Source organism: Amycolatopsis japonica, from assembly GCF_000732925.1.
Taxonomy (GTDB): Bacteria; Actinomycetota; Actinomycetes; order Mycobacteriales; family Pseudonocardiaceae; genus Amycolatopsis; species Amycolatopsis japonica.
In genome coordinates this window covers 1,694,447-1,714,249 of the sequence record NZ_CP008953.1, presented here as the reverse complement: position 1 = coordinate 1,714,249, position 19,803 = coordinate 1,694,447, and the positions used below count along the sequence as shown (strand labels likewise).

Sequence of the window (19,803 nt, the reverse complement as noted above, 5' to 3'; positions counted from 1 at the left end):
CCTCCTTGAGGGACCCTGGGTCCCTCAAGGAGGCCTTCACGGACAGGCCTTCACCCCTCGCGAGAGCCCCGGCCGCGGATCGGCACCAGGGTCCGCGGCTCGAGTGCCGCCAGCACCCGAGCCGCGAACGGTCTGGTGGCCAGCCCCCGTCGCACCTCGCCGACCTCCTGCCACGCCCGCCGGACCGAACCGTCCCCCACCGGGACGCCGGACCACAGCGTCACGTCCAGCACCTTGGCCAGCCGCGCGACCGGCTCGCGGATCCCGTCCCCGGCAAGCGATCCGGCCGATTCGGCGAGATCGCGCGGGGTCATCCCGATCCGGAACGGCACGCCGTGCGCGCGCAACCGGTCGCGGATCTCGTCCCACGCGCCGAGCACGCCTTCGGCACCGGACCGTCGACGACGCCGCCGGGCGCGGACGACCTTCGCCGCCGGAACCCCGACGAGCCACAGGAGTCCGAAAAGGACGATCGCGGCGACGAGCGACGGCCACCACCAGCTCATCCCCGCTTCGGTGCTCTGATCCTCGCCGGAGTCCGCGGGCGTGCCCGGTGGGAGCTGGGGCGGCCGCAGTTGCTGTTCGGCGGGCAGTTGCGCCCGCGCGCGGGCGACCGCTTTGCCTGGCCCTGCCTGGCTTCGCTCCGCCTTGCCCGCCGCGGCGGTCGGGTCGAGTGCCACCCAGCCCGCTCCGGCGACCGCGACTTCGGGCCACGCCAGGACATCGCGGTTGCGGACGACGTGCATCCCGCCGTCGGTCTCGGCCGAACCCCGGAACCCGACGACGAGCCGGGCCGGGATACCGCTCATCCGCGCCAAGACGACGTACGCGGCGGCGAACTGCTCGCTCGTCCCCCGCTTGCTCTCCAGCAGGAAGTGCCTCAGCTGCGGCCAGCCGTGCCCGGTCGGCAGTTCCTCCGTGCCCGTCGCGACCTGATAGTTCGTGCTGAGGAAGCGTTCCAGCTGCAAGGCGGACTGGAACGTCGGACGCAGGCCGCGCACGGCGTCCTTCGCCACGTTCTCCACGTCGGGCGGCACCGCGCCGAGCCCGCCGAGCGGCGCCCGCGGGTCGATCTCCCCGGAACCGAGATCGACCTCTGGTGACGACCAGCTGAGCCGGTAGTTCCGTTCCTGGCCCGTCGACGGCGATTCCGTCATCAGGGTGCCCGCGGACTCGTCCACCAACGGCGTCAGACCGTCCACACCGGTCAGATCCTGATGGCTCGGCAGCCACGGCCCGGAGAGCCCGCGCACCTTCAGTTCCGCGCTGCCACTCACGCCGGGAGCGCCTTCGAGGCCCGCGCCGAGCCTCCGGAGCCGGGAGTCGGACAGCCAGTTCGCCCCGTCGAAACCGTTCAGCACGATCAGGCGCCACTGGTCGACCGGGGTGTCACCGCGGTAACGGAACACCTCCTCGCCCGGCCGGATGAGCCGCTGGGCGATCTCGTCCAGCGGGTTGCCGATCCGGCTCCTCGGCGGCGGCGCGGCCTGGGTGTCCTTGAGCGTCAACGGATCCCGGCCGACCGGATCGAGCCCGGCGAGCGCGACCGCCCCGGCGACGAGGGCGACCACAGTGGACAGTGCGGGCCAGACCGCCGAGCCGGTCAGCCGCCAGGAGAACCGAGGTCCACCGGGTGCCCGGCTCACCGACCGGACCCGACGGCCCGACCACAGCAGGAGCCCGGCTGGCAGCGCGTAGGCCAGCGCCGCCACCACCGCGAAAACCCCCGTCAACGCCTGATACGCCTGGGCGAGGCAGGCGACGGCCAAGCTGGGCACGAGCGCTACGAGCGGCTTCTTGAGACGCAGCAACAGTTCCAGTCCGAGCACGACGGCGAGCAGCACCGAAAGTGGCACGAACAACAGTTGTTCGGGGATCGGCCGCGCGGGCCAGGTGGACTGCAGCGTGAGCCGCCAGCCTTCGGTGAGGCCGCGCGCCAGCCCCTGCAGCGAAGCGCCGGTCGGCAGGAAGGCGAGCGTGGTGGAGGTCAGCACCGTCTCGATCAGCCCGAGCAGGCCCAGCAGCGCGACGAGCAGCGGCCGGTACGGGGTCAGCTTGGGGAATTTCGCGGTCAGCTCGGCGCAGCCGTACGCGACGAGAACGACCACGAGCACCGGGACGAGCAGCTCCGCCCAGCCGAACACGGGCGCGAACAGCAGCCCGGCGATCCCGGTCACGGCGAGCAGCGCGGCGACCGCGATCTGGTCGAATCGGTCGCTCATGACTTACCCACCAAGGAATTCCACTGTGCCGCGGCACCGGCGGCGTCGACCGCGACGATCAGGCCGCGGGAGCCCGCCGACGGCCGGAGATCACCGATCCGGACCACGGTGTCGGGCCGCCAGCGGGCGGCGTGACCGAGATCGGCGTCGGGACCGGTGATCAGCACCAGCACCCCGCCAGGGCGTTCGGCGGCGGCCAATGCCGAGGGCAGCAGCGGCGCGTCGTCCGCGGCGTCCTGGGTGACGAGCGCGAGTTCGTCCAGCAGCGCCCTGGCCGCGCGTACCCCGCTGTCGGTCGGCGTGTCCGCGCCCGCGGAGGTGATGAAGCGGCAGTGCTGCCCCGCCGACGCCGACGCGTAGAACAGGGAGGCCGCCACCTCGACGGCTTCTTCGAAAACGGCAGGGCTCATCGACGCGGGCCGCGTGTCGAGCACGGCGGTGAACCGGGGCTGCGCGGGGTCGGCGTATTCACGCACCATGAGCCGCCCGGTCCTGGCGGTCGCCTTCCAGTGCAGATGCCGGACCTCGTCGCCGACCACGTACTCCCGCACCGCGCGCAGATCCGCCGAACCACGCAGCGGCGGGTCGGTGATCGGGCCTTCGTGGTGGTGGCGCGGATGACCGGCCTGCGCCGCGCGTACCGCGTGCCGTCGCGGATGCACCCACAACCACGCGGAGTCCCCGACGGTCTGGTCGCCGCGCGCGAGATCGAACAGGTCGGGCCGGTGCACGACGAGCGGGCCGACCCGCAGTTTCCCGCGTTTCGTCGTCGGAAGTTCGTAGTGGTACGTCGCTTCCGCGCCGGGCGCGAGCGGGCGGACCCGCAGGCCGTGCGTCTCGCCGCCGATGCCGTCCGCCGCGGCGAAACCGCCGTGCCGCCGCGAATCGGTGTTGCGCACGACGAGCGAGGCCAGCGCGGGTTTCCCGCGTTCGACCCGGTCCGGCTGGACGGTCCGGCCGATCTCCACCTTCGGCCGGAACCTGGTGGTGGCCAGCGCGATCAGCACCGCGCCGGCCGCGATCCCCGCGAAGGCACGGAAAAACGTGTACCCGGCCAGCTCGCCGAGGGCGTAGAACCCGGCGGCGAAGGCCAGCACGATGACGCCGCGGCGGGTGAGCCGCACGCCTACCTCCCCATCGCGGCCATGGGAGCGGCCGTCGCGCCCAGGAGTTCGTCGACGATGTCCGCGGTCCGCCGCTGGTTGAGTTCGGCGTCGGGGGTCAGCACGAGCCGGTGGTCGAGCACCGGATGCGCGACGTCCTTGACGTCGTCCGGGGTGACGAAATCGCGGCCGAAGGTGGCGGCGAGTCCCTGTGCCGCCCGGATCAGCGCGATACTGCCGCGCGGGCTCGCGCCATAGCGGACGTCGGGATGCGATCGGCTCGCCGCGGCCAGCCGGACCGCGTAGTTGACGATCTCCGGTGCCAGATGGGATTTGCGGACCTCGTCGATGACCGACTGGACGTCGGCGATGCTCAGCACCGGCTTCAGCTCGTCCGGCGTCACCCCGGCGCAGTCCCCCATCACCACCCGCATCTCGGATTCCAGATCCGGGTAGCCGACCGAAATACGCATGAGGAACCGGTCGAGCTGCGCTTCGGGCAGCCGGTAGGTGCCTTCCAGCTCGATCGGGTTCTGCGTGGCCACCACGAGGAACGGCCTCGGCACCGCCTGGCCGACCGAATCCACGGTGACCCGGCGTTCGGCCATCACCTCCAGCAGCGCGGCCTGTGTCTTGGGCGTGCCCCGGTTGATCTCGTCCGCCAGCACCACGTTGGCGAAGATGCCGCCGGGGTGGAACTGGAACCGTTCGTTGTTCTGGTGGTACACCATCACGCCGGTGATGTCGCCGGGCAAAAGGTCCGGGGTGAACTGGATCCGGCTCCACCGGCCGCCGATGCTGGCGGCGACGCAGCGCGCGATCGTCGTCTTGCCGACGCCGGGCACGTCCTCCATCAGCAGGTGTCCTTCGGCGAACAGCGCCGCCACGGTGAGCCGGACGACCTCCGGTTTCCCGCGCACCACCGATTGCACGTTCTCGGCGATCTGCTCGAAGGCGACCCTGGGTGTGAGCGTCACAGAAGTTCCTTTTCCTTTCGTCGGCGCAGGCCCACCAAGGCCATCGGGCCGAGCCAGACGAGCGCGCCGCCGTTCACCGTGGGCACACCTCGCCAAGTGTCCGTGGCGGTACCCGCGGAGGTCTTGATGGTCGCGGTGATCGTGATGGAGCCGATCCAGGCGACGTTGGAGATGGTCAGGGTCGTTGCCCCGGAACAGGCCGTCGGCTTGGTCTCGCTGAAGAACTCGGCCGTGCAGGTCGCGGAGACACCTTTCCCGTTGGCGTTCACGGAAACCAGCAATGCGTTGTCCTTGCTCCGCACCTGGGTGATCGTGATCGTCGGTGGTCCCGAGGCCACCGGCACGGTGACCTTCCGGCTCCCGGCGGCGCCGTTGATCGCCGCTCCCGAACCGAACTTCGTCACCGCGCGGACCGTGACGGTCGCGGTGCCGGTGACCCCGGTGAACTCCGCCGACGTGGCCGAAACCGTGCGCTGCCCCTTGCCCGTCACGCTCACCAGGTAGTGCACGAGCGTGCCGCCGCGGAGGTCGGGCTGGGTCCAGCTCACCGAAACCTTGCCGGCGGCGGTGGCGTTCGCGGTGACGACCGGTGCCGTGGCAGGCCTGTTCACGGGTCCCGGGATGACCGCCTTGGCGCTGGCGCCGACCCCGAGGCCCGCCGAGTTCTCCGCGACCACGGTGACCACGTACGGGGTTCCGTTGGTCAGCCCCGAAATCGTGGTCCCCCGCGACGATCCGCCCACCCGGGTCGAACCGCCGGGCCAGGACACCCGGTAGCCGGTGATCCGCGCGCCGTTGTCCGCCGCCGGGCTCCACGAGACCTTGATCGAGCCGTCCCCCGAACTCGCGCTCAGCTTCCTCGGCGCGCCGGGCGGAGTCGCCTTCGCCACCGGCGGGGGCGCCTGCTGGGTGTTCGGCGGCGCCTGCTGTCGCTGGTCCTGCTGAGGCGGGGGCTGGTCGCCGGACGGTTCCGGATCGGCCGACGGCGCGCCGGCGGTCTGGGTGTTGGCCGCCTTGTCGACGTCGACGTCGACCACCGAGCCGTCGTCACCGTTGACGACCAGCACGTGCGAGCCGTCGGAACTGTCGACGTAGATGCGGTTGTCCTCGCCCTTGGCGAGCCTCGGCGGCGTGCCCTGGCCCGGCACCTTCGCGGTGGACTTGAGCTTGCCCGCGGCGTCGTAGGTCAGCACCTCGCCGCGGGTCTCGTCGACCATGGCGACGACGTTCGAGGACGAGAGCGGGCCGTTGAACCGGCTGCCCTTGGTCAGCTCGACCGAAATCGGCTTCGCGGAAGGACGGTCCTGGTCGAGGCCGCTGATGTCGATGAGGTGGAGCTGGTTGCGCTCGGGGTCGGCGATGGCCAGCCGGTCGCCGACGGCGCTGTTGGCGACCTGTGCCGACGGCGAAAGCTTGATACCGAGCGGAAGTCCGTCGCCGAGCCCGTCCGGGCCGACGCGGTGGAGGCTGTCGCCGGTGGTGTCGAGCACGACCGGCCGGTCGCCGACGAGGGTGAGCCCGCCGCCGTGCCCCGGCGGAAGCTGCGCGGGGCAGGTCATGACGGCGGTGCCCTTGGGCAGATCGCAGATCGCGCCGCTGTCGACACGGTGCGCCCACACCGTCCCGTCGGTGGTCGCGACCGGCCGGGACAGTGGCCCCCCTGCGGGCACTGTCGCGGCCGGGTCCCCGAGCCGCACGATCTGCCCGGCGTTGCGGTAGACCAGGTACGGGCCGCCCGCGATCTCCATCACGAACGGTGTTTCCGGTGCGGGCGGCGGCGTGGACTCCTCCACGCTCAACGTCGCCTTGTCGAACTCCGTGATGCGGTTCCGCTCGACCACGTAACCGGAGCCGTCGCCCTGCGCGACCTGGCTGCCGTTCGCGCCGGGCACGTCCGCGCGCGCGTCGACGCGGTTCGTCGAGCCGTCGACGTGGAACGCGGACTGGGCGGCGTCGTTGTAGACCCAGTGGCCGACCTGGACGAACTCCAGCCGTTCCGGCGTCGCCGCCTGTCCGGTCACGGCCAGCCCGATCAGCGCCAGGCAGCCCGCGACCACCAGCGCAACGGCCATTCTCGTCCTGGCGACCACGCTGAACCGCTTCGTGCCCCGCTCGTCGGTGTTCACGCGATCAAGCTAGAGAGCGACCATGAAATTTCGATGAAACAGCCTGTCCCGTGCTCGCGGACGCCGTGTCATCGAAACCTCATGTTCGCCGGGGACGCTGAGCAGACCCGGTTCGAGGAGGCAGGACGATGACCGATCTCGGCGCGGCGAGGACGGACGGGCGGTACCCCGCGGCACCTCTGCCGCTTCCCCCGATCGCCCCGGCCGTACCGCGGGCACAGGCCATGGCCGATCCGCTCGCCTACGCCGCACCCGCCGCGCGGGCCGCCGCCCGTGAGGCCGCTTTGGCCGCGCTCACGGCGGCTCGACAGGCGGAGCAGCGACCGCGCTGGTCCGCGGCGGCGCCCGTTCCCGCCCCCGCGCCCGGTCCGCCGCGGCCGAATCCGCCGTCGCCCGGCCGAGGACGCCGGCAAGGTCGGCCGGTCGGGATCGGGGTGGCGCAGATCGTCTGCTGGCAACTCGTGCTCGTCGCGCTGGTCCTGGTGGCGGGGCGGCCCTGGCCGCTGGCGGCCGCGGTGGTCACCGCCGCCGTGGTGGTGCTCGCGCTGACCGCCGTGCGGATTCGCGGACGCTGGCTCTATGCCTGGCTCGGTTCGGCGTCGGGCTACCTGACCCGCGACCGCGACCGGGATCTCCGGCAAGCGGGCGAAGCGGGCCGTGCGCTGCTGGGTCTGCTTTCGCCGGAAGCGACGGGGATCACCGGCGAGATCGGCGACGAGACGGTGTTCATGGTCAGCCGAGCCGACGGGATCACCGCTGTGCTGCAACCGAAATCCGCCGCCCGCGAGCAGCCGATGCCGTCGCCGCCGATGTTGCTGCCGCCGCCGTCCCGCGAGCAGGCCCTGGACGTCGCCGCGCAGGTCATCCACCACGTCGGCGCGGACCGCTCCCGGCCGCCACGGGGCTGGGTCGCGCTGCAGGCACTGCGCACCGCCGACGTCCACCGCGACGCCGATGTGCGGCAGGCGCTCGGGAACACGGTCAGGCGGGTGCGGCGGCAGCTTCGCCGCGACGGCCTGCCGGTGCGGGCGCTCAGCGAAAACGAGGTCCTCGGCACCCTCGCGTCGCTGGCGCACGTCACGGCGGGCCGGTCACGGATCCGCGAAGACTGGCGGTTCTGGCACAGCGGGCCGATCAGCCAGGCGACTTTCCGCCTCGACGGCTGGGACGCGCTGCCCCCGGTGCTCGCGGCGGATCTGTCACGCCGTCTGCTCGCCGCCGCCCCCGGGTCCGCGGTGACCCTGGCCGTGACCGCGCGCCGGAGCGCCGCCGAGACCGAACCCCGCGTCAGCGCCGCGATCCGGGTCGCGGCCGCGGGGGTCCAGGCGGTGGACCACGCGGTGCGGGACCTGGAACTCGCCGCGCGCCGGGGCGGGATCACGCTGGAGCGGCTCGACGGCAGGCACGCCAAGGGAGTGGCCGCCACCCTGCCGATCGGGATCAGTTGAGCACGACGATCGCGGCGGTGAGCGCGGTCGCGTACAGCGTCCAGGCGAGGTACGGCACCAGCAACGCGGCCGAAACCCGGGAAGACCGGCGGAAGTACAGCGCGGTGACGACGATCGCGACGTCGAGCAGGACGATGTCCACCAATGCCACGCCGTACGCACCCGCCGCGAAGAACAGCGGCGTCCAAGCCGCGTTCAGGGCCAGTTGTGCCGCGTACCAGATCAAGGACCGGCGGTCGCCGCCGGATTTCCAGTACAGCCAGCCCGACAACGCGATCGCGAGGTACAGGACCGTCCACACCGGACCGAAGAGCCAGGCGGGTGGCGCGAACGACGGCAGTTCGAGTCCACTGTAGACAGAGCGGGCGCCGGCCGCGGCGAGCCCGCCGACGACCGCCACCACCGCGACCGCCGCCAGGAACGGAAGGAACGCCAGCGGCGCACGGAGTCTTCCCGGGATCGTGGTCATCGTTCGAGCGTACGGGCGCGGACACGGGCTCGCGCGCTCAAAACCCGTCGCTTCGGCGCGGGAGACGGTCTTACGATCTGCACGCGATGAACGACGACACCTTCCTTGCCCACGTGGCCGACGGCCTCGCCGCGCTGCCCGCCGTGCACGCCGTCACGCTCGGCGGATCCCGCGCCCAGGACACCCACGGTCCCGGCAGCGACTGGGATTTCGCCGTCTACTACCGCGGCGGCTTCGACCCGGCCGACCTGCGCGCCGTCGGCTGGGACGGCGAAATCTCCGAAATCGGCGCCTGGGGCGGCGGCGTGTTCAACGGCGGCGCCTGGCTCACGATCGACGGCAGGCAGGTCGACGTCCACTACCGCGACCTGGACGCCGTTGAGCACCATCTCGCCGAAGCACGGCAAGGCCGGTTCCATTGGGAGCCGCTGATGTTCCACCTCGCGGGTGTCCCGAGCTACCTGCCCGTCGCGGAACTCGCGGTCAACCGCGTGCTGCGCGGCGACCTGCCGCGGCCGGACTACCCGGAAGCGTTACGGGAGACGGCTCCGGCGATGTGGCGGGGCCGCGCCGAACTGACGCTGCGCTACACCCGCGGCGCCTTCGTCCCGCGCGGGCAGGCCACGGAGGTCGCGGGCGCGCTGGCCACCGCCGCCATGGAGACGGCGCACGCGGTCCTCGCAGCCCGCGGCGAGTGGGTCACCAACGAGAAACGGCTGCTGCGGCGCGCAGGCCTGCGTGAGATGGACACCATCCTCGCCGGGTTGCGCGCGGATGTCCTCGCGAAGGCGGTGGACGACGCGGAAGCGCTGTTCCGAACGGTCTGAGCGTTGTGGCGCGGGTCACGGAATGACCGGCGATCTTCAGCGCTACAGAGAGATGAGACCAGTTCCGTACCGAGGGAGAGACATGTCCGCCACCGCCACGCCGGAAGAGACCGCTCTGGCCGTCCCCGCGCTCGACGATTTCGACTTCCCGCTCACCGACGGCGCCGCCTGCCGCATCGACGACCCGGACTGCGAAGCCTGCCAGTAGCGGACACTCACGACCACCCGGACGGCGGGGGGGCGAAGGCTCCTTTTGTCGCATCACACGCGGCGAAGGGAGCCTTCGGCCCACGCACCTCGGACGCGTCGGCGGGCTATCCCGTCCGGCCGTCGACGGCCGCCACGATGAGCGCGGCGCACCGCTTGATCGGCAGCCCTCGTTCCCGCGCCATCGCGTCGAGCGCCGCACGGGCGGCCTCCCCGCGCAGTCCTTGCGCGGCAAGCACCGGTTTCACACCCGCGTCATCGTGAGGATTGGCGATCCCGCCGGTCGTCGACGGCGTCCCGCCGGACCTGCTCGGTGTGCATGCCGATCTCCCCGAGCCGTTCGGCGAATCCGGTGTGCTCGCGGGGCAAGCGGGCACGCAGGTCGGCCATCGGGGCGAGGAGACCGGTGACGTCGTCCTCGCCGAGCACGGCGCTCAGCCTGTCCGCGCTTTCCCTGGCCTCGGCGTCCAGCCCGGGCAGCGCGCCGGCCTGACCGGCGAGTTGCCGCAGGATCGCCGAATTGCGGCGAGCCCACTCCGCGACCGCGCGGTCACCGGCGCGCCGGTCCCGTTCCGCGTCGACCCGCGCCTCGCCCGTGCTCTCGCCGCTGACGGACGGCCGCAACCGCAGGAACCGCCGCTCCGCCGCCTGACGGCTCGCGACCCCCAAGGCCGGGGCGAGCGCGGTCCAGCTCGTCCCGCCCGCGCGTGCCGCCGCGATCAGCTCCGGTTCCCACGCTGCCAGTTGTTCGCGTACGTCCCTCAGCGCCGTCAAAGCCGCCAACAGCCGCTCCGGGTCCGAGACGCCGGAGCGTGCCTCTACCACGACATCGCGCACCGCACGCACGGTCCGGGCGGGGTCTTCGTTCATCTTTGTCATCCTATCGACGACTCGGTGGTTGTCATCGTTTCGATGACATGTTAGAACAGTAGGGCGTGTTGACACCAGAGACGACGAACCCAGGAGGTGGAACCCGATGTTGATGCGCACCGACCCGTTCCGCGAGCTCGACCGGCTGACCCAGCAGATGTTCGGCGCCGCGAACCCGGGGACCTGGTCCAAGCCGGCCACCATGCCGATGGACGCCTACCGCGACGGCGACGAGTTCGTCGTCTGCTTCGACCTTCCCGGCGTGGCCGCGGACGCCATCGAGCTGGACGTCGAACGCAACGTCCTGACGGTCAAGGCGGAGCGGCGGCCCACGCCCGGCAAGGATGTCCAGATGCAGGTTTCCGAGCGCCCGCTCGGCGTCTTCTCGCGCCAGCTGTTCCTCGGCGACGCCCTCGACACCGACCGCATCGCGGCCGGATACGAAGCAGGCGTGCTGACCCTGCGGATCCCCATCGCCGAGAAGGCCAAGCCGCGGCGCATCGAAATCTCCGGCGCCACGTCCGACCGCAAGGAGATCCAGGCCTGAGTGTCCGCCTCCGGTGCGGGGCCGCCGGGTCCCGCACCGGACCGAGACCGGGGAAGGAAGGGAAATCCTCGTTGCTCACCATGCCTGTCCGCCACCCGCACACCCGCGACGCCGTGTGGGGTTATCTCGGCGAAATCACCGAGGCGCTCGGCGTCGGCCTCGAATCCTGCACCGTCGACCTCGACGACCCGGTCTCGGCGTACGTCGCGCTCGACGAGCGGCTCGCCACCCATCCGGAACGCGACGTCGCCCTGCTGTGGGACGAGGTCCACGGGTGGGCCGTGGCGATCGAGACCCATTCCGGCGAGGACCTCATCGTCCTCCGCTACCTGGGCGGGAAGTCCGCCACGCCGCGCCCCGCCGAGGTCGCGCGCTTCGTCAAGGCCGTCCGCGAGGACGACCATCGCGTCGGGCAGCTCACCCCGCCGGATTTCCGCGCCGTCCCCGCCGAATGAGGGCGGCTCGCGTCGGGTACCTCCGAAGGGCGTCGAGCCGGAAGGAGTGAGCCGTGATCGGCCTGCTGTACCCGACGCGGGACTGCGGCGAGGACGATTTCCTCGCGTGCGCGCGAAAACTGGATCCGGACCTCACCGTGGACTTCGCCTACGTCCCGTGGGGCGAGAACATCGGCCGCGTCGACGACCTCGATCCGGCCGAAAAGCACGAAGCCGTCCGCGAACTCGGTGCACCGGAGAGGCTCGCGGCCGCCGCGCGGTTCGGTACGACACCGGACGTCGTCAGCTGGGCCTGCTCCAGCTGCAGTTTCACACGCGGCCTCGCCGGCGCGCGTGACCAGGCGAGCGTGCTCAGCGAGCGGCTCGGCGTTCCCGCGCGCAGTACTTCCTTGGCCTACCTCACCGCACTGGCCCACCTCGGGACCAAGCGGGTGGCGCTCGCGTCCGTCTATCACCACGACACGACGGCGTCTTTCGTCGATTTCCTTGCCGAGGCTGGAATCTGGACCGTTCATTCGGTCTCCGCCGACGCGCCTTCGGACCGCGCCCTCTCCACCTGGGGTCGCCGCCGGATCACCGAATTGGCGAACGCGGCCGACCACGAAGACGCCGAAGCCGTCCTGATCCCCGAAACCGCGTTGCACACGACGCCCCTGCTCGAAGACCTCGAAACCGCCCTCGGCAAACCCGTGCTGACGGCCACCGCGGTCACCCTTTGGGACGCGCTGCACGCACTGGGCGCCCCGCCGGTCCGGCGGGGCCTCGGGAAGTTGTTCAGCCGCTGAGACTGCCGCGCAGATCCTGCAGGATCTTCGCGAGCAGGCGGGAAACGTGCATCTGCGAGATCCCGATACGTTCGGCGATCTGGGATTGGGTCATCCCGTCGAAGAACCGCATCGTGACGATCGCCCGCTCCCGCTCCGGCAGCCGCCGGAGCAGCGGGACCACGGTGTGCCGGTCCTCGATGTGCTCGAACCGGGAATCCAGTTCCCCCATCACATCGGACAGGGGAAGCGAGCCCTCGCCATCGTTGACCGGCCGGTCGAGGGACGAGGTCTGGTAGCTGTTCGCGGCGAGCAGGCCGTCACGGACGGTGTCGACGTCCACGTCGAGATGCCCGGCGAGCTCGGACGGGGTCGGCGCGCGGCCGAGGGTCTGGGTCAGTTCCGTGGTCGCCCGCGTGAGCCGGGTGCGCAGTTCCTGCATCCCGCGCGGGACGTGCACCGCCCAGCCGGTGTCGCGGAAGAACCGCCGCACCTCGCCCATCACCGTGGGCACCGCGTACGCCAGGAATTCCCCGCCCTGTGCGGGATCGAACCGGTCCACGGCCTTCATCAGCCCGATCCGCGCCACCTGGATCAGGTCTTCCCTCGGCTGGCCGCGTCCACTGAACCGAACGGCGATGTGCTCGGCGATCGGCAGCAGTTCGAGGATCAGGCGTTCCCGCAGGCGCCGCCGGTCCGGGTGGCCATCGGGCAGTGCGGCCATTTCGTCGAACCAGGGGCGGCAATGCGAGTAGTCGTCCTTCCGCCGCGTTCGGCGGTCCCGAGGAGCGGGCGGCATCGGCTCCCGTGAGACGGGCCGGTCGACGTCTTCCATGAGGAGCGGGGCGCTCATCGAAGTTAACCTCCGTCCCTTGTGGACTGACATACGTCCGTACGTGCGTTATCGAGCTGATACCCGGGAAGCGGGCAGGGCAAACATCGGCCGCCGGGCCGGGCCACGCTGACCTGGACGGGTGATCTTCCGATTCACCGGCGAGCGGAAGGGGTATCCGCAGGTCACGACGAAGGAGGAGCCGTGCCTGAACAGAGCTGGAGCGACAAACGCGAACGTCAGTACGAGCACATCAAGTCGTCGCAGAAGAAACGCGGCGCGAGCACCGGCCGTGCCGAGGAGATCGCGGCGCGGACGGTCAACAAGAACCGCGCGCAATCGGGTGAATCGAAAACGGCGAGCAAGAGCTCGACCAAGGACACCTCCCCGCAGAAGCGCGGCGGGCAACGGTCCGGCAACCGGAAGGGTCCCGGCGGGCCGACCAAGGACCAGCTCTACAACGAGGCCAAGAAGCGCAACATCAAGGGCCGTTCCAGTATGACCAAGAAGGAACTGCAGAACGCCCTCGGCCGCTGATCGGAGGCAGGATGGACCACTCGCGCGCACCGGTACTGGAAGCCATCGAGGACTACCGCCGCGCGGGCGGGCTGGCCTTCACCCCTCCGGGTCACAAACAGGGCAGGGGCGCCGATTCCCGTGTACTGGACCTGCTCGGCCGCGACGCGTTCGCGTCGGATCTGCTGACCCTCAACGGTTTGGACGACCGCAGGATGTCGCGCGGCATCCTCGGCCAGGCGCAGGAGCTGATGGCCGACGCGGTGGACGCGGAGCACACCTTCTTCTCCACCTGCGGGAGTTCGCTTTCGGTCAAGAGCGCCATGCTCGCCGTCGCCGGCCCGGGCGAACGGCTTCTGGTGTCCCGCAACGCCCACAAATCCGTCGTCGCCGGTCTGGTGATCAGCGGGGTGCATCCGGTCTGGGTGCGCCCCCGGTACGACGAGGAGCACCATGTGGCGCATCCCCCCGGTCCGGAAGAGACCAAGGCGGCGCTGGCGGAGGCGCCCGACGTCAAAGGCATGCTGCTGATCACACCGACCGACTACGGTACCTGCGCCGACATCCGGGGCGTCGCCCGTGCCCTGCACGACGCGGACAAGCCGCTGATCGTCGACGAGGCGTGGGGCGCGCACTACCCGTTCCACGACGACCTGCCGACCTGGGCGATGGACGGGGAAGCCGATCTGTGCGTCACCAGCACGCACAAGATGGGCGGCGGGCCCTGCTGTTCGCCTCCCTCGACGGCTGGCGCAGGCAGATGGTCGAGCACGGCGAAGAACTGTTGGGCAAGGCGCTGACGCTGGCGGCCCGGGCACGCGAAGAGATCGAAGGCATCTCCGGTCTCCACGCGCTGGCGGAGGAGTTCCACCCGCTCGCCTTCGAACACGATCCCCTCAAAATCGTGATCGACGTCGCCGAACTCGGCATCACCGGCTATCAGGCGGCGGATCATCTCGCCGAACGCCACCTGCACGTGGGGTTGTCCGATCACCGGCGGATCGCTGCACAGATCACCCACGCCGACGACGAGGACACCGTTTCCGCCCTGCTGCACGGTTTGCGCGGGCTGACGGACCACGACTTCGAGCGGCGCCCGCCGGTCGACCTGCCCTCCGGGGCGGATCTGAAGCTGGAAACGCGGATGCTGCCACGCGACGCGTTCTTCGCCGAGGCCGAGCACGTACCACTGGACAAGGCCGAGGGACGCGTCAGCGCGGAGATGATCAGTCCTTATCCACCAGGGGTTCCGGCGATCGCTCCCGGCGAGGTGTTCACCGAGGCGATCATCGATTATCTCCACACCGGCGTGCGGACGGGCATGTTCATCTACGACGCCGCGGATCCCGAGCTGGGCACCGTCCGCGTCGTCGGCTAGTCGCCCGCCATTTTCAGCGTCGGCAAGAGCCCGGTGAGCTCGATGGCCCGGCGCACGACCTTGGACGGCGCGAAACTCAGGTCGATCCCGGACTCCTGGCACTGCCGGTTCAGTTGCACCAGCACGGAAAGCCCCGACGAATCGCAGAAACCGACACCGGTCATGTCGACCACCGCGGTGCCGGGACCGTGCGCCACCAACTCGAACAGCTCGGCGCGGAGCCGGGGACTGGTCGAAATGTCGATGTCACCCGCCACCTCGACGGTGATCGCGTCTTCGGAGCGGGCCGCCTCGGCCACGACGAGAGGAGCGGCCTGCCCTGCTTCGGAGTCGATCGCCATCCATCGACGGTAGAAGGGGGCGGTCCGGTCCGCAACCGTCGCGATCAGGAAGACTTGGCCACCTCGCGCGCGATCTCGTCCTTGTCCATCTTCGAAGCACCCGTCACGCCCGCGTTGCGCGCCTGGGTCAGCAACTCCCGTTTGGTGGCCTCACCGGGACGGGCGCCGAGATGGGAAGTCCTGCTGCTCACGAAGGCCTTTCCCAGCTCGCGTCGCCGGGCTTCGGTCAGCTCGCGCCGCATCTTCGGCAGGACGGTGGATTCCTCTTCCTTCACGTGATGTGTGACGGCCTCGACGAGGTCGGACAGCACTTTCTCGAACTGCTTCGATTCGGGCTCGGTTTCGTTCAGCTTCGCGAGCAACTGCTCGGCTTCGGCGTGTTCCTTCTGGCCGTGCGCGACGTCTTCGGCCTCGTCCGCCTCGCCCTTGGCGGCCGGGTACACCTCGGCCTCCTCGGCGCGGCTGTGCGCGGTGAGCAGCGACGAGAGCACCGGGACGAGCAGCGGCCGTTTCTCGGGATGCCGCTCGAGTTCATGGAACAGCCGCTCCACCTCGCGGTGGTCCTGCATGATCAAGTCCACGACGTCGCCCGCCACGTCCGCCTCCTCGGTTCGGGATCAACTCGACGCACCCGGATACCCGCTCCGCGCGGATTCAACCGGGCTATCCTCGGCCGTATGGCCTGCCGTATCACCGAACTCATCCTCGACTGCGCCGATCCTGTCCGGATGGCGGCGTTCTGGTGCGAAGTGCTCGGATACGTCGAGATCGGCAAGGACGGCGAAGACATCGAGATCGGCCCGCCCGGCGTCGGTTTCGGCGGCCCGCAGCCGACGTTGATCCTGAGCCGCGGCGACGACCCGAAACCGGGCAAACTCCCCCTGCACATCGACGTGAACCCCACCGACCGCGACCAGGACGCGGAGCTGGAGCGGCTGCTCGCCGCCGGGGCCCGGCCCGCCGACGTCGGACAGACCGGGGAGGAGTCGTGGCACGTGCTCGCCGACCCCGAAGGAAACGTGTTCTGCCTGCTTCGCAAGCGAGTAGAACCGTCCACTTAGGACGATCCACTGGTTGGCCCGCGGCGCCACCGGGTAACCGGCGAAGGACATCGAACCCCGACTGGGATGGTCAGCTGATGGCGGACGAAGGACTGTGGCAACGCGACAAGGACGAATTCGGTTCCGGCGAGTACACCTCGGCGGGCCCGTTGGCAGGCCAGTTCGTCGAACTCACGCGCCTGCTCTTGGCCGCCTCGACACCGGCCCAGGTCCTCGAACAGGTCGTCGCCGCCGCGTATCGGGTGGTCCCCGGCGCGGATCTGGTGTCGGTCACCCTCCGTGCCCCGGACGGGACCTTCCACACCCCGGTTTCGACCGGCGAGGTGGCGCTGGAGCTCGACGAGGTGCAGTATCGCGCCGGAACGGGCCCCTGCGTCGATGCGGCCGACAGCGGAAGCCCCGGCTACATCCGCAGTGAGGATCTGAAGGCGGAGAAGCGGTGGCCGGATTTCTCCGCGGCGGCCGTGCGGCACGGCTACACGGCGATCCTGTCCACCGTGATGATGCCCGACGCGACCCCGCCCAGGGTTCCCGGCGCGCTGAACATCTACAGCCGCCGCCCCGGCGCCCTCGATTCGCAGGCCCAGGACTCCGCGCTCCTGCTGGCCACGCACGGCTCGCTCGCACTGGCGAGCACCACCGCCGTGAGCCGGGCGGAGCTGGAGGCGAGCCATCTCCGGCGGGCCGTCGAATCGCGCGACGTCATCGGGCAGGCGAAAGGGATCCTCATGCAACGCCGCGGCCTGACCGCCGACGAGGCCTTCGACCTGCTGCGCCGGACCTCCCAGGACCTCAACGTCAAACTCGCCGAAGTCGCCCAGACCCTGGCCAGCCGGCATTCGGAACTCGACACCCCTTGACTCGCGTGAAGGCCTCCTGTTCTTACTGGTCCGAAGTCCGTGAAGGCCTCCTTGAGGGACTCTGGGTCCCTCAAGGAGGCCTTCACGGACCGGGCTACCCGACCGACGTCAGTCGAGGTCGAACCGGTCCAGTTCCATGACCTTGGTCCACGCCTTGGCGAAGTCGGCGGCGAACCGCTCCCGCCCGGCCTGACCCGCATAGACCTCGGAAAGCGCCCTCAGCTGCGAGTTGGAGCCGAACACGAGGTCGACCGGGGTCGCCGTCCACTTCACCGCGTCCGTGCCGGCGTCGCGGATCTCGTACACGTTCTCCTCGGACTCCGACACCTTCCACCGGGTGCCCGGCGAGAGGAGGTTGGTGAAGAAGTCGTTGGTGAGCACGCCGGGCCGGTCGGTGAGGACGCCGTGCCGGGTGTCGCCGGCGGTGATCCCGAGCGCACGCAGGCCGCCGACGAGGACGGTCATCTCGGGCGCGGTCAGGTCGAGCATGTAGGCGCGCTCGACCAGCAGGACCTCCGGCTGCAGTTTCTCCTCGGGACGCAGGTGGTTGCGGAACCCGTCGGCCCGCGGTTCGAGCAGCGTGAACGACTCGACGTCGGTGTCCTCCTGGGTGGCGTCGGTGCGGCCGGGGTGGAACGCCACGGTCACGTCGGTGCCCGCGTCGCGCGCCGCCTTCTCGACGGCGGCAGTGCCCGCCAGCACGATCAGGTCGGCCAGCGAGATCTTGGCGCCACCGGCGTCGTTGAACTCGCGCTGGATGCCCTCCAGGGTCTCCAGCACACTCGCGAGCTCTTCCGGCCGGTTGACCTCCCAGTCACGCTGGGGTGCCAGGCGGATCCGGGCCCCGTTGGCGCCGCCGCGTTTGTCGGTGGACCGGAAGCTCGCCGCGGACGCCCACGCCGTGCCGACCAGCTGCTCGACCGTGAGCCCGGACTCGAGCACCTTCGTCTTGAGCGCGGCGATGTCGGCGTCCCCCACGAGTTCGTGGTCGACGTCCGGCACCGGGTCCTGCCACAGCTGCGGTTCGGGCACCCACGGCCCCAGGAAACGGCTGACCGGGCCCATGTCGCGGTGCAGCAGTTTGTACCAGGCCTTGGCGAACGCGAGCGCGAAGTCGTCCGGGTTCTCCAGGAAGCGGCGCGAGATCTTCTCGTACTCCGGGTCGACGCGCAGCGCGAGATCCGTGGTGAGCATGGTCGGCTTGTGCTTCTTGGCCGGGTCGTGGGCGTCCGGGATGATCGCCTCGGCGTCCTTGGCGACGTACTGCTTGGCGCCGCCCGGGCTGGTGGTGAGTTCCCATTCGTAGCCGAAGAGGATCTCGAAGAACCGGTTGCTCCACTGCGTCGGCTTGTCGGTCCACGTCACCTCGAGACCGCTGGTGATCGCGTCGGCGCCCTTGCCGCTGCCGTGGGTGCTCAGCCAGCCGAGGCCCTGTGTCTCGAGCGGGGCGGCTTCGGGTTCCGGGCCGACGTGGTCGTCGGCGATACCGGCACCGTGGGTCTTGCCGAAGGTGTGGCCCCCGGCGATGAGCGCGACGGTCTCCTCGTCGTTCATCGCCATCCGGGCGAAGGTCTCCCGGATGAAATGCGCCGCGGCGGCCGGGTCCGCGTTGCCTCGGGGTCCCTCGGGGTTGACGTAGATGAGGCCCATTTCGGTCGCGCCGACGTCGGGGACCATCTCGGTGTCGCTCGCGTAGCGCTCGTCACCCAGCCAGGTGTCTTCCGGACCCCAGAAGATCTCCTCGGGCTCCCAGGTGTCCACGCGGCCGAAACCGAAGCCGAACGTCTTGAACCCCATCGACTCCAGCGCGACGTTCCCGGCGAGCACGAGCAGGTCGGCCCACGAGATCTGCTGGCCGTACTTCTCCTTGACCGGCCACAGCAGCCGCCGTGCCTTGTCGAGGTTGGCGTTGTCGGGCCAGCTGTTGAGCGGGGCGAACCGCTGCGCGCCGTCACCGGCGCCGCCTCGGCCGTCGTGGATGCGGTAGGTGCCCGCGGCGTGCCAGCTCATCCGGATCATCAGGCCGCCGTAGTGGCCGAAGTCTGCGGGCCACCAGTCCTGCGAGGTGGTGAGCACCTCGGTGATGTCGCGTTTGAGGGCCTCGACGTCGAGTTTGGCGAATTCCTTGGCGTAGCTGAAGTCCGCGCCGAGCGGGTTCGACTTCGACGAGTGGGCGTGCAGCACCGAGAGGTCGAGCTGGTTGGGCCACCAGTCCTTGTTGGTACGCGGGCGGCCGCCCGATTTCGGCGTCGGCGAGTCGATCGCCGGGTTCTCGCTCTCACTTCCGTGCGCGGTCACGGAGTCGTGGGCCACCGGGCAGCCCTTCTCCGGGTTGTCACTCATTTCTTTCCTTCCGAGCAGGCGAATTCATCACTGGACAGGTTCGGCCGCACAGCCGGGGCACAGGCCCCAGTAGACGACCTCCGCCTCGTCGATCACGAACCCGTGATCGCCCGAAGCGGTGAGACAGGGGGCATGGCCGACGGCGCAATCGACGTCCGCGATCGCACCGCAGGAACGGCACACGACATGGTGATGGTTGTCCCCCACCCGGGTCTCGTAACGGGCGAGCGCGCCGGCGGGCTGGATCCGCCGGATCAGACCGGTTTCGGTGAGCGCCCGCAGCACGTCGTACACCGCCTGGTGCGAGACCGTCGGCAGATCGGCCCGCACCAGCGCGATCACCGTTTCGGTGTCGACGTGCGGATGATCGCGCAGCGCCGCGAGCACGGCCAGCCGAGGCCGCGTCACGCGCAACGAAACCGCTCGCAGCTGTGCCTCGAAGTCGGACATCACCAAG

The 19,803-nt window shown here is 70.4% G+C and carries 23 protein-coding genes; 11 read left to right on the top strand and 12 right to left on the bottom strand.

Features of this window, described 5'->3' with window-relative positions:
- Positions 1-50 precede the first annotated feature (50 nt).
- Genes AJAP_RS08460 through AJAP_RS08445 form a run of 4 tightly spaced genes read right to left on the bottom strand, consistent with a single transcriptional unit; the run spans position 51 to position 6,428 of the window.
- Positions 51-2,222, bottom strand: coding sequence for a transglutaminase TgpA family protein (locus AJAP_RS08460; protein WP_038509454.1), 2,172 nt, complete (start codon positions 2,220-2,222; stop codon positions 51-53).
- Positions 2,219-3,346, bottom strand: a complete 1,128-nt coding sequence (locus AJAP_RS08455) for a DUF58 domain-containing protein (RefSeq protein ID WP_038509452.1) — start codon at positions 3,344-3,346, stop codon at positions 2,219-2,221. The genes AJAP_RS08460 and AJAP_RS08455 overlap by 4 nt, the downstream gene beginning before the upstream one ends.
- A 2-nt stretch (positions 3,347-3,348) precedes the next feature.
- Positions 3,349-4,302, bottom strand: coding sequence for an AAA family ATPase (locus AJAP_RS08450; protein ID WP_038509449.1), 954 nt, complete (start codon positions 4,300-4,302; stop codon positions 3,349-3,351).
- Entirely contained in the window at positions 4,299-6,428 is a 2,130-nt protein-coding gene (locus AJAP_RS08445; protein ID WP_038509447.1) for a fibronectin type III domain-containing protein, read from the bottom strand. The genes AJAP_RS08450 and AJAP_RS08445 overlap by 4 nt, the downstream gene beginning before the upstream one ends.
- A gap of 128 nt (positions 6,429-6,556) precedes the next feature.
- Here AJAP_RS08445 and AJAP_RS08440 point away from each other — a divergent pair, with 128 nt between their 5' ends.
- Positions 6,557-7,876 (top strand): type VII secretion protein EccE, encoded by a 1,320-nt coding sequence (locus AJAP_RS08440; RefSeq protein ID WP_228694896.1) that lies wholly within the window; start codon positions 6,557-6,559, stop codon positions 7,874-7,876.
- On the opposite strand, the gene AJAP_RS08435 is transcribed toward AJAP_RS08440, so the two are convergent.
- Positions 7,869-8,345, bottom strand: a complete 477-nt coding sequence (locus AJAP_RS08435) for a TspO/MBR family protein (RefSeq protein WP_038509445.1) — start codon at positions 8,343-8,345, stop codon at positions 7,869-7,871. The two genes, AJAP_RS08440 and AJAP_RS08435, sit on opposite strands and share 8 nt — an antisense overlap.
- Before the next feature lie 86 nt (positions 8,346-8,431).
- Here AJAP_RS08435 and AJAP_RS08430 point away from each other — a divergent pair, with 86 nt between their 5' ends.
- Together AJAP_RS08430 and AJAP_RS45045 are read left to right on the top strand one after the other, a co-directional pair.
- The gene (locus AJAP_RS08430; RefSeq protein ID WP_038509442.1) at positions 8,432-9,172 is read left to right on the top strand and encodes a nucleotidyltransferase domain-containing protein; all 741 of its coding nucleotides are present in this window, start codon (positions 8,432-8,434) and stop codon (positions 9,170-9,172) included.
- A gap of 82 nt (positions 9,173-9,254) precedes the next feature.
- Positions 9,255-9,380 carry a hypothetical protein gene (locus AJAP_RS45045; RefSeq protein ID WP_007031507.1) on the top strand — a complete coding sequence of 42 codons (126 nt, stop codon included), beginning with the start codon at positions 9,255-9,257 and terminating at the stop codon, positions 9,378-9,380.
- A 106-nt stretch (positions 9,381-9,486) separates the two neighbouring features.
- On the opposite strand, the gene AJAP_RS44260 is transcribed toward AJAP_RS45045, so the two are convergent.
- On the bottom strand, positions 9,487-9,627 hold the full coding sequence (locus AJAP_RS44260; RefSeq protein ID WP_162483759.1) for a hypothetical protein: 141 nt from the start codon (positions 9,625-9,627) through the stop codon (positions 9,487-9,489).
- Between the two features lie 7 nt (positions 9,628-9,634).
- Positions 9,635-10,249 (bottom strand): hypothetical protein, encoded by a 615-nt coding sequence (locus AJAP_RS08425; protein ID WP_038509440.1) that lies wholly within the window; start codon positions 10,247-10,249, stop codon positions 9,635-9,637.
- Between the two features lie 106 nt (positions 10,250-10,355).
- Here AJAP_RS08425 and AJAP_RS08420 point away from each other — a divergent pair, with 106 nt between their 5' ends.
- From AJAP_RS08420 to AJAP_RS08410, 3 genes are all read left to right on the top strand, one after another.
- Positions 10,356-10,796, top strand: coding sequence for an Hsp20/alpha crystallin family protein (locus AJAP_RS08420; protein ID WP_038509437.1), 441 nt, complete (start codon positions 10,356-10,358; stop codon positions 10,794-10,796).
- 80 nt (positions 10,797-10,876) lie between these two features.
- The gene (locus tag AJAP_RS08415) at positions 10,877-11,251 is read left to right on the top strand and encodes a DUF6292 family protein (protein ID WP_038509434.1); all 375 of its coding nucleotides are present in this window, start codon (positions 10,877-10,879) and stop codon (positions 11,249-11,251) included.
- A gap of 53 nt (positions 11,252-11,304) precedes the next feature.
- Entirely contained in the window at positions 11,305-12,036 is a 732-nt protein-coding gene (locus AJAP_RS08410; protein WP_038509432.1) for a maleate cis-trans isomerase family protein, read from the top strand.
- Here the strand turns inward: AJAP_RS08410 and AJAP_RS08405 are convergent.
- Positions 12,026-12,814 (bottom strand): SigB/SigF/SigG family RNA polymerase sigma factor, encoded by a 789-nt coding sequence (locus tag AJAP_RS08405; protein WP_038522664.1) that lies wholly within the window; start codon positions 12,812-12,814, stop codon positions 12,026-12,028. The two genes, AJAP_RS08410 and AJAP_RS08405, sit on opposite strands and share 11 nt — an antisense overlap.
- 237 nt (positions 12,815-13,051) lie before the next feature.
- Between AJAP_RS08405 and AJAP_RS08400 the strand changes: the two genes are divergently transcribed.
- From AJAP_RS08400 to AJAP_RS45420, 3 genes are read left to right on the top strand one after another with little or no spacing between them, the layout of a single operon-like run.
- A complete protein-coding gene (locus AJAP_RS08400) occupies positions 13,052-13,384 on the top strand; it encodes a hypothetical protein (protein WP_037342007.1) in 333 nt (110 codons plus the stop codon).
- 11 nt (positions 13,385-13,395) lie between these two features.
- Entirely contained in the window at positions 13,396-14,163 is a 768-nt protein-coding gene (locus tag AJAP_RS45425) for an aminotransferase class I/II-fold pyridoxal phosphate-dependent enzyme (protein ID WP_228694895.1), read from the top strand.
- A complete protein-coding gene (locus AJAP_RS45420) occupies positions 14,124-14,741 on the top strand; it encodes an Orn/Lys/Arg family decarboxylase (RefSeq protein ID WP_456061781.1) in 618 nt (205 codons plus the stop codon). The genes AJAP_RS45425 and AJAP_RS45420 overlap by 40 nt, the downstream gene beginning before the upstream one ends.
- On the opposite strand, the gene AJAP_RS08390 is transcribed toward AJAP_RS45420, so the two are convergent.
- Both AJAP_RS08390 and AJAP_RS08385 read right to left on the bottom strand, forming a co-directional pair.
- Entirely contained in the window at positions 14,738-15,082 is a 345-nt protein-coding gene (locus AJAP_RS08390) for an STAS domain-containing protein (protein WP_038509429.1), read from the bottom strand. The two genes, AJAP_RS45420 and AJAP_RS08390, sit on opposite strands and share 4 nt — an antisense overlap.
- Positions 15,083-15,126: 44 nt before the next feature.
- Positions 15,127-15,678, bottom strand: coding sequence for a hemerythrin domain-containing protein (locus tag AJAP_RS08385; protein WP_038509427.1), 552 nt, complete (start codon positions 15,676-15,678; stop codon positions 15,127-15,129).
- Between the two features lie 81 nt (positions 15,679-15,759).
- Between AJAP_RS08385 and AJAP_RS08380 the strand changes: the two genes are divergently transcribed.
- Together AJAP_RS08380 and AJAP_RS08375 are read left to right on the top strand one after the other, a co-directional pair.
- Positions 15,760-16,143 (top strand): VOC family protein, encoded by a 384-nt coding sequence (locus AJAP_RS08380; protein WP_038509425.1) that lies wholly within the window; start codon positions 15,760-15,762, stop codon positions 16,141-16,143.
- Between the two features lie 77 nt (positions 16,144-16,220).
- A complete protein-coding gene (locus tag AJAP_RS08375) occupies positions 16,221-17,003 on the top strand; it encodes a GAF and ANTAR domain-containing protein (protein WP_038509423.1) in 783 nt (260 codons plus the stop codon).
- A gap of 108 nt (positions 17,004-17,111) precedes the next feature.
- On the opposite strand, the gene katG is transcribed toward AJAP_RS08375, so the two are convergent.
- Positions 17,112-19,346 carry a catalase/peroxidase HPI gene (katG, locus tag AJAP_RS08370; RefSeq protein WP_038509421.1) on the bottom strand — a complete coding sequence of 745 codons (2,235 nt, stop codon included), beginning with the start codon at positions 19,344-19,346 and terminating at the stop codon, positions 17,112-17,114.
- 27 nt (positions 19,347-19,373) lie between these two features.
- Entirely contained in the window at positions 19,374-19,796 is a 423-nt protein-coding gene (locus AJAP_RS08365) for a Fur family transcriptional regulator (RefSeq protein WP_007031522.1), read from the bottom strand.
- Positions 19,797-19,803 lie beyond the last annotated feature (7 nt).

Excerpts from the sequence above, each read along its gene's own strand:
- AJAP_RS08460 (WP_038509454.1), bottom strand. The coding sequence starts at position 2,222 with ATGAGCGACCGATTCGACCAGATCGCGGTCGCCGCGCTGCTCGCCGTG.
- AJAP_RS08440 (WP_228694896.1), top strand. The coding sequence starts at position 6,557 with ATGACCGATCTCGGCGCGGCGAGGACGGACGGGCGGTACCCCGCGGCA.
- AJAP_RS08435 (WP_038509445.1), bottom strand. The coding sequence starts at position 8,345 with ATGACCACGATCCCGGGAAGACTCCGTGCGCCGCTGGCGTTCCTTCCG.
- AJAP_RS08430 (WP_038509442.1), top strand. The coding sequence starts at position 8,432 with ATGAACGACGACACCTTCCTTGCCCACGTGGCCGACGGCCTCGCCGCG.
- AJAP_RS45045 (WP_007031507.1), top strand. The coding sequence starts at position 9,255 with ATGTCCGCCACCGCCACGCCGGAAGAGACCGCTCTGGCCGTCCCCGCG.
- AJAP_RS08425 (WP_038509440.1), bottom strand. The coding sequence starts at position 10,249 with ATGAACGAAGACCCCGCCCGGACCGTGCGTGCGGTGCGCGATGTCGTG.
- AJAP_RS08420 (WP_038509437.1), top strand. The coding sequence starts at position 10,356 with ATGTTGATGCGCACCGACCCGTTCCGCGAGCTCGACCGGCTGACCCAG.
- AJAP_RS08415 (WP_038509434.1), top strand. The coding sequence starts at position 10,877 with ATGCCTGTCCGCCACCCGCACACCCGCGACGCCGTGTGGGGTTATCTC.
- AJAP_RS08405 (WP_038522664.1), bottom strand. The coding sequence starts at position 12,814 with ATGCCGCCCGCTCCTCGGGACCGCCGAACGCGGCGGAAGGACGACTAC.
- AJAP_RS45425 (WP_228694895.1), top strand. The coding sequence starts at position 13,396 with ATGGACCACTCGCGCGCACCGGTACTGGAAGCCATCGAGGACTACCGC.
- AJAP_RS45420 (WP_456061781.1), top strand. The coding sequence starts at position 14,124 with ATGGTCGAGCACGGCGAAGAACTGTTGGGCAAGGCGCTGACGCTGGCG.
- AJAP_RS08390 (WP_038509429.1), bottom strand. The coding sequence starts at position 15,082 with ATGGCGATCGACTCCGAAGCAGGGCAGGCCGCTCCTCTCGTCGTGGCC.
- AJAP_RS08380 (WP_038509425.1), top strand. The coding sequence starts at position 15,760 with ATGGCCTGCCGTATCACCGAACTCATCCTCGACTGCGCCGATCCTGTC.
- AJAP_RS08375 (WP_038509423.1), top strand. The coding sequence starts at position 16,221 with ATGGCGGACGAAGGACTGTGGCAACGCGACAAGGACGAATTCGGTTCC.
- katG (WP_038509421.1), bottom strand. The coding sequence starts at position 19,346 with ATGAGTGACAACCCGGAGAAGGGCTGCCCGGTGGCCCACGACTCCGTG.
- AJAP_RS08365 (WP_007031522.1), bottom strand. The coding sequence starts at position 19,796 with ATGTCCGACTTCGAGGCACAGCTGCGAGCGGTTTCGTTGCGCGTGACG.